Genomic DNA, 11561 nt, shown 5'->3' with positions numbered 1-11561 from the left:
TTCAGATGTCCTCCATGAATTGTGCAAACGGACAATCCGCATCTGGATCAGCCGGTGTCGGTGTCACATTGGAGCGGGTCACCGGGGTTCCACCAAGGCTTGATAGCTGCTGACGATGTTCGCGTATCAGTGAAGCGGTAACACTGTCACCCGCAGCTTGTATCTGCGCACGCGTCACACAAGCGAGTTCAACCATTGCTCTGTCCGACCGAGCGAGCCAAGGCAGTTCTACCCTGAATACTTCCCAGATTCTGATCTGGAGTGGATCAAAGTAATCAGGTGGATTGCCTAGCGGACCGCCACCATCGGGTTCACTCCGCTTTTTGAACCGATCCGGATGCTTTTTGTCCGCGCCGGTCAGCTTTGCTTTCGACAAGGGTGTTCTGTTGCGTGCCATCTGCTTGCCTCGTTGAATTTCTGAATTGGGGATGTGTGAAGAAGACTGAGCCGCCGGTTTCTAGATTGACGGCTCTAAAGATTTGCACACCCCCCGGGTAGTTCGGGCACCGCGCGATAGATGGTCGCCGTGCCCTGTCGCGGTTTTCCCACTCACGACTGACGGGGGCGCTTTGAGGGATGAAATCAAAACAACCTCGAGCGCGCCCAACTCATTAGCCCTGAACACCTGTGATAGTGTGGAACGCTGCCTCATGCTGTGCCGCGATATCCGCCCGCATGTGCGCAATCAGGCCATATTGGTGATAGTCGGCGAAGCGTTCTTTCAGGACTTCCACGCGGATATCTGAGCGCATGCCGATCATCAGGTGAGCGAAGTTACCCAAGAAGATGGTTGACTCATCAGAACCCGCACCGCCATCTGTGGGGATTGCAGTCGTTGTCAGCATGCGGATATCCGACACCGCCTTAGGTGCCATCAGCGGCTGCCCTGTGGTATCAGTCAGACCGTTCAAGGTCCCTTCATCACGCGGGTGCATGATGATTGCTGAGACAGGGCCGGCGTTGGCGCTGAGAATGCCGGTTCGAGCCGACACAAACGGCGCGTAATTGGATAGGGCCGCGCCGTGTGCCGTGGTACCGATGCCCGACATGTTGGCTACACCTTCCGGCTCCGGTGCTGTGCCGCTGCCCATCAGGGCCACACGGTCAAGTTCCTTTGCCAGGGCGATGGACAAAATGCGCGGCAACTCAGTGTCGATGTTCAGAGTGTCTTGTAGCAGTTCCCGAGAGATCTTGGTCATGACCGCCAAGGATTTGGGAACCAGTTGCACGTTGGTGAATGTCGGTTCTGACTCGGCAATCACCGCGTTTTCAACCCGCCACGCCGGGACCGGGTCGCTTGCCAGTTTAGCGATGTTGTTATTGTCGCTACCAAGAGGAACTGTGCGCGCGCCTGCGGCTACAGCGACCGAGTTCGCCCGAAGCAAGTCAATCAACTGTGCCGACAGCATGGTCGGTACGGTATAGCCGCCTGCGCTGTCGGTGCCCTCTGCCAAAGCGCGCTTTTCGGTTTCAGTCTTGGCGCCACGAACCATTGCCCCCAGATATTGCCCAAGGGTTAGGTTGTGCTTTTCCGGATCCTTGGCTTGTGCCCAGGCCGTCATGCGCTCTTCGGGTTTCAAGTCAAAGTCTGCATCGCGCGCGTCGTTGTTTGTGCTGTCGCCGGAAACCGTATGATTAACACCACGGGGGCGACGGTCATCGCCATCTTCGGCCCGTAACTCTTTGGCTTCCTCGATCTGTTCACGCAGCTCATCGGCCTCGGCCAACAGAACGTCAAATTCGCGTTCGATCTTACGCGCCTCGCTGTTCGTTGTCTTGTCGGTGATTTTATTGGACAAGGCGCGGGCCTCCTTGACCTTTGCCCGGTGCGCAGCTCTCAATTCCTCAAGGGACATATCTTTTTCCTTCCATTTGGGCGTAAAGAAGCAACGCCCGGTTTCGGGTCGCTACCTCTTCAGCCTTGACGGAAGGTTTGGTTGCCGATCGGCTAACCTGGCGAGCGTTCTTTCAGCATCGCCGCAATCGCGTATGGTGAACGTATCATGAACAAATGCCACGTTCAAGCCCGCCCACAGGGTTGGTGGCGTTTTTGTTCTTCTCGCAACAGGTGCTGAATCGCCTTTTCCAGTTCAGGGAATCCGCGCACCTCGGCAAAGAGGTGAAGGCTTGCTCTCAACATGGCGTAGCTGAACATGTGAATGTTTCCGCCGAACTGCTCCATTGTCGAAATGGCCTGTTCCAGCGTCGCCATCGAACGCTCGGCCTCGACTTGGAATTGCTGCTCGTTCTCGGTCGTCATTGCTCGATTTCCTTTGCTACTGAAAGTTGGATTGATTGTTGCAGGTTGAGGATCGTCCACCCCCGCAGTCTGGGGCGCGCTTGTGCCTTTTGGGGGCACCGCGCTTCCAGTCTGCTCTGCGCTTAGTTCAGCCATGTCTTTGTCCCATACCCCTGGTAGTTAAGGATGTGCCCTTAGAGGGAACGTCGGAGGGGTCGATTAGGGGCTGTTCGTGCCCTTTTAGGGAACGTCCTGTGCCCTTAGAGGGAACGTGGTTATTCTGTTCGTGCCCTTTTAGGGAACGTGTCATGCCCTTAGAGGGCACAGGGTTTTGAATCCCATTCTTGCCCTCGGGGTTGTTCGTTCTGACCTCAACAACCGGAAAATCAGCGCCCTTACGCCACTTCAGGTACAGCGCCCTTGGCCTGTCATTGGGTAGGCAGGTGATTTCGGTCAGTTCGATTTGATGTGTCCGAGCATGGCCCGCTAACCCGAGGTTTGCGGGGCGCGTGACCACGATCCACCCCTTACGTTGCAGATCATGAGAAGCCCGCATTGCTGTTTTGACATTGCACCCGGCCCGGTTTGCGATTTGGCGTAGGGACAATTCAATCTTGCCGTTGTTGTTCCTCTGAGGGCCTTTCCACTCAAGCTTGAGCCAGGGATAGATTGCTTGCGCTGGCAGAGAGAGCGCCCGCCAAGCGGGACACTCCATGTGTTGCCGGATCAACTTCGTCCAGTGTTCGTTGCCTTCACGCGTCCTGGTCATGATTTCCCCGGTTTCTTGTGGGCCTGTTTGTGATGCTTGCGGCAAAGCCATTGCACCAGAAGTGGCCGGTCATAATCGTGGTGGTGGGCTTCGGTTTTTTCTTCGCCGCAGATCTCGCAGGGTTTGCGATGGATCAGACCGCGTCGCAGTGCCGAAGCCGTCGCAACGTGCGCCCACACTTTCTTGGGATTGCGCAGTCGCCACCGTTCCTGCCGGGTCAGTTTTCGCTTTTCGGCCATCATTCAGCCTCCCCATATCAGGAGGGCCAACGCGCTGGCTTGGGCCTCAGTAAGCCCGTGAAGGCGCATTAGAAGTTTGACTTGAAGTTTCTGCATTGCTTTTGCCTCAAAGGTTTGCCTTTGACGGCGCAGAGTGGTAATTTCCGTATCAGAGAAGCCCGCAAAGCCTCTAAATTCGAAACCCCGCCCGCGACCGCCGCTGGTGGGGTTTTTTATGCTGCTGCACCTTCGGCTTGAGACTGTTCCCAAGCTTCCAGTTCAGACAATTTCCAACGCGCGCAGCCAGGTGTCAGCCGTACTACACGGGGGAAATCAGGCTGCTCACGATGCCAGCGCCAGACAGTAGGGCGGGCGATGTTGTATCGTTTCGCAACGTCTATGTCAGAAAGGTAAGTGGTGGTCATGTTGGCACCTGATTGTTACTGGTGCCATTCAAATAAAGGGCTAAAACCGTTGACCTCAAAGGTATTAAAACTGAGTTGGTTTTAATCCCTCAAGGCAAGTCTTTGCCGATATAGCTTCTCATATCGGTTCGACCGGCTTTCTTCTGTCCCGTGACCTTTCTCGCTGCTTGCAACATCTGACGCTGCTTGGGGAATCGACAGGCCGCCTGCGGTTAACAACCTCATGCGATCCAACTGCTCAACCACATTCCGCCACGGCGGCGTGACACCGGGTCGGCCTTTCGGTTTCTTTGCTTTTTCGAGGCAAACCAGAAAGTGCCAGATTTCGCGAGGTGTCTTGTCTTCGAACTCTCCGTCTTCATAAAGCTTCTGGAAGCGCGCGCGCTGCTCGGGGTTTGGGCTTTTCATACCCTGCAATAAGTTCGTAAATGGCGAAAATTCTCCGGCTTCAAAACGTGCTATCAACTCCTTTCGCGTAGATGAAATTGGCGGCAAAAGTGTCTTAAGGCGTTCCCGCTCTTCGAAATAACTACCTGTTATTTTCAGACTATCTATTTTCTGCAGCGCATTGCGGATTGCCTCAATGTCTTTTCTCTCTCTGTCTAGGGTTGGCTCGCCATAGTCCCAAGCCATTGCCTCAATGTCGATCTCATCTAAAGCCGCAATCCGGTACTCAACCAAAGAAAGGTGTTCACTGTACCTCAATTCAGCGCTCATCTCCCGGCCTCCATCGGCACCACCTTGTCTCCGATTTCATCGCGCAAAAAGCGCCCCCATGCTGCCATCATTCCGCGCCGTTTTTCTATCATGTCGCCCCGCCGATAGGCGCGCTCAACTTCTGATCCAACCGAGTGCGCAAGCGCAATTTCTGCCATGTCACTCGGGTATTCTGTCCTTTCCGCTGCCCAATCCCGGAACGTGCTGCGCAGGCCGTGGGGAACCGCAGGACGACCGGAGCGCCTGTCTAGGTACTTGTCAGGCTTTGCAGCGTGTATCCGCTTCATGCAGGCTGACAACGCGGCGTCTGAAAGCATCCCGCCACGTGCGGCGGGAAACACAAACTCGCTGCCTCCCATTCGGTCGAGATTGCGCAGCAGATCTACCGCCTCGCGGGTTAAAGGAACCCGATGTTCGTTGCGCATCTTCATTCGCGCTGCAGGCACGATCCACAGGGCTTGGTCTAAGTCGAACTCGGACCAAACCGCCCCACGTATTTCACCGGACCTGGTGGAAGTCATTGCCATGAATTCAAGTGCCCGAGTTGCGAAGCCGGAACGCGACTGAACGTCTCTGAACCAATCGGCGACATCATCAATAACAAGGGCAGGGTGATGTTCTACCTTTGCCACTTTGGAAGGCTTCGGCAGAACGGCGTCTAAGTTGTTCTTCCACCTTGCCGGATTATCCCCGGTGCGATGCCCTGCAACCGTTGCCCAAGCCAAAACGGCCTCAACTCTTCCGCGCAACCGAGCGGCGGTTTCATTCTTGGTCAGCCAAATCGGCTCAAGTATTCGCTGAACGTCTGGAACTTGGATATCTGCCACCAGCATTTTCCCCACAGCGGGAACCGCGTATTTGTCCAGTGTCGCGCGCCACTGCTTCTTGTGCTTCTGGTTCTCAAACTCTTCCAGCTTGCCGACCAGAAACTTTTCCATTGCCTGAGAGAATGTCATGCCGCGTTTCTGTGCCGCTATCAGTGCCGCTCTGTTGGCCTTGCGATGCTCTACCGGGTCGATGCCATCCCGTATCATCTGGCGAGCCTCGCGCGCCAGCTCCCGAGCTTTTGCAAGCGTCACATCGGGAAAACCGCCTAGGCCCAAGTGACGCCGTTTGTCGCCAACGGTACATCTGAGCAACCACGAACGCGCGCCGGAAGGGGTGATTTGCATAAGCAGACCGTCAACGCCACCAACGGCGAAAGTCGCGTTGTTTCCGTGGCCGGGATGAGTGAGCCGTTTCACCTCTAAGGCAGATAATTCTTGGGCCTTCTTAGGCATAGTTCCATTCTCGTTTAAATTCACCTGCCATTATACCTGCCATAAAAAATGACATTGCACGTTTCTTATTGCAACTAGTTATTTCATCATTTTCGAATTTTATCATATTTAACAGTATATAAGGCGCTTGATTGATACAGGTGGAAGCGGGGCAGGGGCGGTTCCTCGGTCCGCCACTGGTTTCCTGTTGAACGTCACACGAACCTGACCCAACCGTCATAGTTGGACCAGAAAAGCAGTGAACGTTCGACATCAGAAGGCGCCCCCAAAGTTGGACATCAGTTGAATTTGATCTTTGCGTCATCAACTAACACGCCGCCTCCATCTCAGACTCCCGCAGACAGTTTGGTTTGATCTGACTTCCTTTTGGGAAAATCAGGGCTGATTTGCAGATCAGACGCCGAAGCCGCCTGTTCCTGCTGATCTGCCACGTGGCGAACGCGGATGGAGGCGAGGCAATGCTATTCGACGGGGGTGGCGCGGCCCGCAGGCACAGCCGAGGACACGGTTCTGTCTAATAGGGTTGCCCGAGGGGGAAGGCAGCGTCTTTCCCCTGATGGCCAGGGGCGTTTGGCTAGTCCAATTCCCGCTGGCCCCAAGACAAGTGCGACGGTGTGGGCTGCGCCGTAACTCTTTGCGCCAGAACACGTTGTTTTTCTAAAAAATGGGCGGGAAGCAGACGTTCGCCGCGTATTCGAATTTCAAAAACCACAACAGTCAAAGTGGCCACTCGCTTGTATCGCTTCTTTGGCAGCTGGGCACGTTCGAGAGACGACTGCTGCCAGGATCAGGTGCTTAGGATGTAGCAGTTTTTTGCGATAACGAAGCGTTTTGCGTGTGGGCTTTGTTTTTTTCGGTCTGGCGAAGGGTGTGTAAGGGAAAATCATGCCCTTCTGATTAGGGGCGGCTTGCCATTTGGGATAGAGAGTGCAGCGGGAAAACTAGAAACTTAAAATGTCTTCAAGTTGTTTCCATATTTGCTCTGCGTGATCTGGCTGAGATTCTGCCAAGCGGACTACCCTGATTGCCAGAAGCTGTGTGGGCAGCACGTCGTCAATACACACAAGCGCGCCCTCAGAAAGGTGGGTCGCCACTAGAGAGCGGGGCAACCACGCGATGCCGATTTCATTCAAGGCGTATTGTAGTATGGCCAACGTAAGTGCGGTTTCAGCCCTGGGTACTGCGGTTTTACCTTCAGGTAATCGCGGCGCAATCATTCTGGAATAGACCTGCCCGAGAAAGACTTCGGGCGGGTAGCTGATTGTAGGAATTACGTCTTCCGTCACTTGCGTGCGCACAGTAGGCGCACAGACTGGAATCAAAGTATCCATCCCGAGTGTTTTGGTTTCAAACGCGTTAACGGGTTCTTGAATACTGTCATCAGGCACCGCGTACATGATGGCAAAATCAACTTCTTTTGAAATCAGATGCATCAGGCACTCGTCTTGATTTCCTGAACGAACACGAACCGAGATTTCGCCAGCTTCAGTTAAAACGCGAACAATTTCGGGTGAAATTGTCGTGGTAAGCGCGTGTTGGCAAACAAAAGACAGCGATTTGCCTGTCTGATCACTCGCTGTCTTTAAGGTGTGTCGAAGCCTCTGCAGCCGGGTGCTGAGTTCACGTAATTCAAATTCCAGTTCCCGCACGCCTGGCATCAAAGAGACTGGCTTGCGGCGGCGATCAAACAGCGTTGCGCCGATGTTGTCTTCGATAAGCCGCACCCGCCGAGTAAACGCAGATTGCGTCAGCAATCGCTTTTCAGCGGCGCGGGCGAGAGAGCCGCTATCAAGCACGGCCAATATATCATCGATCCACTCAAGACGCATGGCGGATCGATAGTGCAGTTCGTGACAACATGCAATTCCCGCAATTTATGTACCGAAGTTCGAATTAGGAATGTGCCTCAGCGCGTAGTAACTTGACAAAAGCAAATATTAGGAACCATGACATGCACCTTGCCCGTTTTCCCCGCCTGCATCTTGCCCATCTTCCAACACCGCTCGAACACATGACTCGATTGTCAAAAGAGCTGGGGGTCGAAATATGGATCAAACGCGATGATTGCACTGGTATGTCGACCGGTGGCAACAAGACCCGCAAGCTTGAATTCCTAATGGCTGAGGCCGAGGCGCAGGGTGCCGACATGGTGATGACCCAAGGGGCCACGCAAACCAACCACGGTCGGCAGACGGCTGCATTTGCCGCCAAGCTGGGGCTTGCCTGTCACATCCTTTTGGAGGATCGCACCGGTTACCAAAATGGAAACTACAATACGAACGGTAACGTCCTGCTAGACCATTTGCATGGCGCAACCACCGAGAAGTTTCCCGGCGGCCATGACATGCCGGGTGAGATGGAAAAAGCAGCCGAGAAGAAGCGCGCGGAAGGGCACAATGTCTATGTCATTCCTGGCGGCGGATCGAACCCGACCGGCGCACTTGGCTATGTTAACGCGGCCTTCGAACTGTTGGCACAAGCAAATAACTGTGGTTTGCAAATTGACAGATTGGTGCATGCAACCGGTTCTTCAGGAACGCAGGCCGGATTGGTGACGGGCATGTGTGCCATGAATGCGCAGGTGCCCGTTCTGGGCATCGGCACAAGGGCGCCTCAGCCCAAGCAAGAACAGATGGTTTTTGACCTCGCCTGCAAAACCGCTAAAAAACTGGGCTGCGCAGGTGTGGTCAAGCGCGAAGACGTGAAGGCCAATACTGACTATGTCGGCGAGGGTTATGGCCTGCCCACGAAAAGCGGCATAGAGGCGATCCAGATGTTTGCAGAGCTCGAAGGCATCCTCCTCGATCCGTGCTATTCCGCCAAGGGCGCGGCCGGTCTGATTGATCTTGCCCGCAAGGGTGAGTTCAATGGCGAACGGATTGTGTTCCTGCACACCGGGGGCGCCGCAGCCCTTGGGGGGTATGATTTTGCCTTTGATCATCAAAACCGCTGGGTGACTGTCTGAGCCATGACACTGCGCCCGGTTGGAATTCTTGGCGGTATGGGCCCCGAAGCGACGATCCTCCTCCAGCGCAAGCTGGTGGCGGCCGTACCCGCAACTGATGACCAAGACCACATACCTTTGTTGATCGACATGAACCCGCAGGTGCCGTCGCGGGTTAGTCATCTGCTCGAGGGCGTCGGCGAGGATCCGGGGCCGACGCTTGCCGCTATGGCGCGTCGGCTTGAAGATGCTGGAGCCTTGGCGCTGGCGATGCCGTGCAACACCGCCCATCACTATGCCAAGGCGATTACGGACTCCGTGGAAATACCCTTGCTGAACGTGGTCGAACTGACGGCTGATCATGCGGCTGGGACGCTCGGATCAGGGGGATGTGTCGGGATGCTTGCCTCGCCCGCCGTACGACATACGCAGCTATTCGAGACAGCGTTGCACAGGCGCGGGCTGTCGGTGGTTTGGTCCGCAGGTGATGAAAAGATGCTTGCAGCGATCCGGAAAATTAAGACCGACGGTCCGTGCGAAGAGGCGCGCGAAACACTAAGAGTTGCCTCGAAAGAACTTGTTGCCGCAGGGGCCGACCTGCAGCTTGTGGCTTGCTCAGAATTCTCGCTCATCGCTGATAGTGTTGCGGCCGAGGTCAATGCCATTGATACGATTGACCTGCTTGTCCAGGCGATTGTCGAATTTTCCCACGCAGGGCAAGTTTAGGCGATTGAATAAGTGCGCCACAGCGTTCGGAGGCAATCTGTAAGTCAACAGATACCTTTGTTCATAATTGGTCCCAAAGCTGTTGCGCTGTCTGATCAAAGGTCGCCGGATTGGCAAATGCGGAAATCGTCAAGGTGGCACACCACGCGTCATCGCCGATTGGCACCAGCAATCCTGCGTCCAGCTCTGGCGAAATCGCGGTTTCGGGCATCCAGGCAAAGCCGCTTCCGGTAATCAGGCGTCTCTTGATTGTCTCAACCAGACTATCAACATAAATCGTCTCGGCGTTCAGGGGTTTGCGGTCTATGGTATTTTCTACAACCATGCCCAAAAACGAAGAACGGTCATATGCCAGATAGGGGATGGGTGGGCCATCCTGCTCTGCGAGACTCCAACCCATGGCACGCACTGAATCAGCTGTAGCCACTGGCACCAGACGATCCTTTAACAGGTCTTTTCGCTCAAATGCGGTTTCATCAATCATCGGTGAAACCGAGTGGTGATTGTAACACAAAAGAATGTCCACTGCGCCCTCGACCAACAGGTCACAGCAGGTGCTTAGGGAATCGGACAATACTCGAGTGCGCAGATCGGGAATTTGCATCTGCAACTCTTCGATGCGACTTGCCAAAAAATTAACCGCGATCGTGTGGAGGACCGAAAACCGGATGAAACGGCTATCCCCACGATCGGCATCCCGCAGCGATTGACGGGATTCTGACAGTTGTGAGATCGCCGCCAGCGCGACCGGTAAGAATTGTTGACCTGCTTCTGTCAATTGAACAGGATAGGTGGCGCGATTGACCAGAGGCAGCCCGACCCAGCTCTCCAACGCTTTGATTCTACGACTGAATGCGGATTGTGTGATGTTACGTTCATCGGAGGCTCGGGTGAAGTTCAGTGTCCGGGCGAGGCATTCAAAGTCGCGCAGCCAATTCAAATCCAATGTGTGTACCTGCATTTCCAAGGAAGCATTGGTCGAGCATACTCAAAACTATGCATTACGGGAATAGTTTGATGAAATGTTCGAATTGGCCCTCAGAAAACCTCATGCTCTAGACTTTAAGCTAGGGCCTGGCGGTTTGTCCCCCTTTTCCCCTTCCGTCCGAAGTCGCAGCCCGAGACGACTTTGTACGACACCGCCGAGTGATGTGAATGAGATTGACTAAAAAAAAACGACGCCAAAATACGGCGCAATTCAACAGAGGAGACTATCATGAGAAACAAGCTAAAGGCATTTGGTATGGCAGCGGCGGTAGGTATCTATGCGATGCCCGCATTCGCGGCGGAAGAGGTTAAAATCGGTGTGCCGTCTTGGACCGGGGCGCAGGCAATCGCTCATCTTCTGGGTGCCGTTGTTGAAACGCGCATCGGCGGGACGGTTGAATATGTGCCCGGTAACAATGCAACCATCTTTCAAGCCATGGATCAGGGCAAAGGTGACATCGACGTGCATCCAGATGTGTGGCTGCCCAATCAGGAGAGCTTTACCAAGAAATATGTCGACGAGGCCGGTACGGTAACATTGTCCTCGAACCCCTACGAAGGCAATCAGGGTTTTTGCGTCAGCAAGGATTTTGGTGAGGCCAACAATATCACTGACATAGCTGATCTGGGCCGCCCAGATGTCGCCGCCCTGATGGACAGCGATGGCAACGGCAAGGGTGAGATGTGGATTGGCGCCCCAGGCTGGGCTTCGGCTAATGTGAACGAGGTGAAAACGCGCGACTACGGTCTGCTTGATTTCATCGAGCCCGTGCGTGCAGAAGAAAGCGTGAAGACCGCGCGTATTAAAGACAGCATCGCCAAAGGCGAGGGCTATGCCTTCTATTGCTACAAGCCACACGCGGTCTGGTACATGTTCGACGTTCAAATGCTGAGCGAGCCGACGTTCGACCCGGCAAAATACGTGATGGTGCAGCCATCGGACGATCCGGATTGGTATAGCAAATCCAGTGTAGCCACCAAAGACGCCCTGAAGAACGTCCAGATCGCATGGTCTAATACGTTGCCAGACCGCTCACCTGCGATTGCAGATTTCTTCGCGAATTTCGCATTGACTGCAGATGATGTCAGCGGTTTCGCCTATGAAATCAGCGGCAAAGGTCGCGATCCGGCAGAGGTTGCCCGCGAATGGGTCGATGCGAACCCGGATCGCGTCGACGCTTGGCTGGGTCTCTGATCCCACTTCCAGAAACAGGGTGGCGGCATCTGCTGGCGCCACCCAAAAGCAGATCTCTGGA

At 54.7% G+C, this 11561-nt stretch carries 12 protein-coding genes; 3 read left to right on the top strand and 9 right to left on the bottom strand.

Annotated elements, in window-relative coordinates; genetic code table 11:
* Nucleotide 1: 1 nt before the first annotated feature.
* From AC2FJ5_RS17015 to AC2FJ5_RS16980, 8 genes are all read right to left on the bottom strand, one after another.
* A complete protein-coding gene (locus AC2FJ5_RS17015; protein ID WP_496691929.1) occupies nucleotides 2-397 on the bottom strand; it encodes a hypothetical protein in 396 nt (131 codons plus the stop codon).
* A 214-nt stretch (nucleotides 398-611) separates the two neighbouring features.
* Nucleotides 612-1856: a phage major capsid protein gene (locus AC2FJ5_RS17010; protein ID WP_496691930.1), complete on the bottom strand. Its 1245-nt coding sequence runs from the start codon at nucleotides 1854-1856 to the stop codon at nucleotides 612-614.
* 164 nt (nucleotides 1857-2020) lie between these two features.
* Nucleotides 2021-2260 (bottom strand): hypothetical protein, encoded by a 240-nt coding sequence (locus tag AC2FJ5_RS17005; RefSeq protein WP_496691931.1) that lies wholly within the window; start codon nucleotides 2258-2260, stop codon nucleotides 2021-2023.
* Nucleotides 2261-3004: 744 nt separating this feature from the next.
* Nucleotides 3005-3247 (bottom strand): hypothetical protein, encoded by a 243-nt coding sequence (locus AC2FJ5_RS17000; protein WP_496691932.1) that lies wholly within the window; start codon nucleotides 3245-3247, stop codon nucleotides 3005-3007.
* Between the two features lie 212 nt (nucleotides 3248-3459).
* Nucleotides 3460-3651 (bottom strand): helix-turn-helix transcriptional regulator, encoded by a 192-nt coding sequence (locus AC2FJ5_RS16995; RefSeq protein ID WP_496691933.1) that lies wholly within the window; start codon nucleotides 3649-3651, stop codon nucleotides 3460-3462.
* Between the two features lie 81 nt (nucleotides 3652-3732).
* Nucleotides 3733-4368 carry a hypothetical protein gene (locus AC2FJ5_RS16990; RefSeq protein ID WP_496691934.1) on the bottom strand — a complete coding sequence of 212 codons (636 nt, stop codon included), beginning with the start codon at nucleotides 4366-4368 and terminating at the stop codon, nucleotides 3733-3735.
* Nucleotides 4365-5648: a tyrosine-type recombinase/integrase gene (locus tag AC2FJ5_RS16985; protein WP_496691935.1), complete on the bottom strand. Its 1284-nt coding sequence runs from the start codon at nucleotides 5646-5648 to the stop codon at nucleotides 4365-4367. Before AC2FJ5_RS16985 ends, AC2FJ5_RS16990 begins: the two co-directional genes overlap by 4 nt.
* A 941-nt stretch (nucleotides 5649-6589) precedes the next feature.
* Nucleotides 6590-7477 carry a LysR family transcriptional regulator gene (locus AC2FJ5_RS16980; protein ID WP_496708985.1) on the bottom strand — a complete coding sequence of 296 codons (888 nt, stop codon included), beginning with the start codon at nucleotides 7475-7477 and terminating at the stop codon, nucleotides 6590-6592.
* 122 nt (nucleotides 7478-7599) lie between these two features.
* Here AC2FJ5_RS16980 and cuyA point away from each other — a divergent pair, with 122 nt between their 5' ends.
* Together cuyA and cuyB are read left to right on the top strand one after the other, a co-directional pair.
* On the top strand, nucleotides 7600-8613 hold the full coding sequence (gene cuyA, locus AC2FJ5_RS16975) for a D-cysteate sulfo-lyase (RefSeq protein ID WP_496794116.1): 1014 nt from the start codon (nucleotides 7600-7602) through the stop codon (nucleotides 8611-8613).
* Between the two features lie 3 nt (nucleotides 8614-8616).
* On the top strand, nucleotides 8617-9318 hold the full coding sequence (cuyB, locus tag AC2FJ5_RS16970) for a cysteate racemase (protein ID WP_496794115.1): 702 nt from the start codon (nucleotides 8617-8619) through the stop codon (nucleotides 9316-9318).
* A gap of 61 nt (nucleotides 9319-9379) precedes the next feature.
* Here the strand turns inward: cuyB and AC2FJ5_RS16965 are convergent, their stop codons facing one another.
* Nucleotides 9380-10279, bottom strand: a complete 900-nt coding sequence (locus AC2FJ5_RS16965; RefSeq protein WP_496794114.1) for a LysR family transcriptional regulator — start codon at nucleotides 10277-10279, stop codon at nucleotides 9380-9382.
* Between the two features lie 255 nt (nucleotides 10280-10534).
* On the opposite strand from AC2FJ5_RS16965, the gene AC2FJ5_RS16960 reads away from it, so the two are divergent.
* A complete protein-coding gene (locus AC2FJ5_RS16960; protein WP_496794112.1) occupies nucleotides 10535-11500 on the top strand; it encodes an ABC transporter substrate-binding protein in 966 nt (321 codons plus the stop codon).
* The last annotated feature ends 61 nt before the right edge of the window (nucleotides 11501-11561 follow it).

The sequence above is a fragment of the Ruegeria sp. CDSA221 genome, from assembly GCF_059611825.1.
This window is presented reverse-complemented; position numbering and strand designations above follow the sequence as displayed.

Bases quoted from the DNA above. Each gene is read 5' to 3' on its own strand.
- cuyA (WP_496794116.1), top strand. From the start codon at position 7,600: ATGCACCTTGCCCGTTTTCCCCGCCTGCATCTTGCCCATCTTCCAACA.
- cuyB (WP_496794115.1), top strand. From the start codon at position 8,617: ATGACACTGCGCCCGGTTGGAATTCTTGGCGGTATGGGCCCCGAAGCG.
- AC2FJ5_RS16980 (WP_496708985.1), bottom strand. From the start codon at position 7,477: ATGCGTCTTGAGTGGATCGATGATATATTGGCCGTGCTTGATAGCGGC.
- AC2FJ5_RS16995 (WP_496691933.1), bottom strand. From the start codon at position 3,651: ATGACCACCACTTACCTTTCTGACATAGACGTTGCGAAACGATACAAC.
- AC2FJ5_RS17000 (WP_496691932.1), bottom strand. From the start codon at position 3,247: ATGGCCGAAAAGCGAAAACTGACCCGGCAGGAACGGTGGCGACTGCGC.
- AC2FJ5_RS17005 (WP_496691931.1), bottom strand. From the start codon at position 2,260: ATGACGACCGAGAACGAGCAGCAATTCCAAGTCGAGGCCGAGCGTTCG.
- AC2FJ5_RS16985 (WP_496691935.1), bottom strand. From the start codon at position 5,648: ATGCCTAAGAAGGCCCAAGAATTATCTGCCTTAGAGGTGAAACGGCTC.
- AC2FJ5_RS16965 (WP_496794114.1), bottom strand. From the start codon at position 10,279: ATGCAGGTACACACATTGGATTTGAATTGGCTGCGCGACTTTGAATGC.
- AC2FJ5_RS17010 (WP_496691930.1), bottom strand. From the start codon at position 1,856: ATGTCCCTTGAGGAATTGAGAGCTGCGCACCGGGCAAAGGTCAAGGAG.
- AC2FJ5_RS16990 (WP_496691934.1), bottom strand. From the start codon at position 4,368: ATGAGCGCTGAATTGAGGTACAGTGAACACCTTTCTTTGGTTGAGTAC.
- AC2FJ5_RS16960 (WP_496794112.1), top strand. From the start codon at position 10,535: ATGAGAAACAAGCTAAAGGCATTTGGTATGGCAGCGGCGGTAGGTATC.
- AC2FJ5_RS17015 (WP_496691929.1), bottom strand. From the start codon at position 397: ATGGCACGCAACAGAACACCCTTGTCGAAAGCAAAGCTGACCGGCGCG.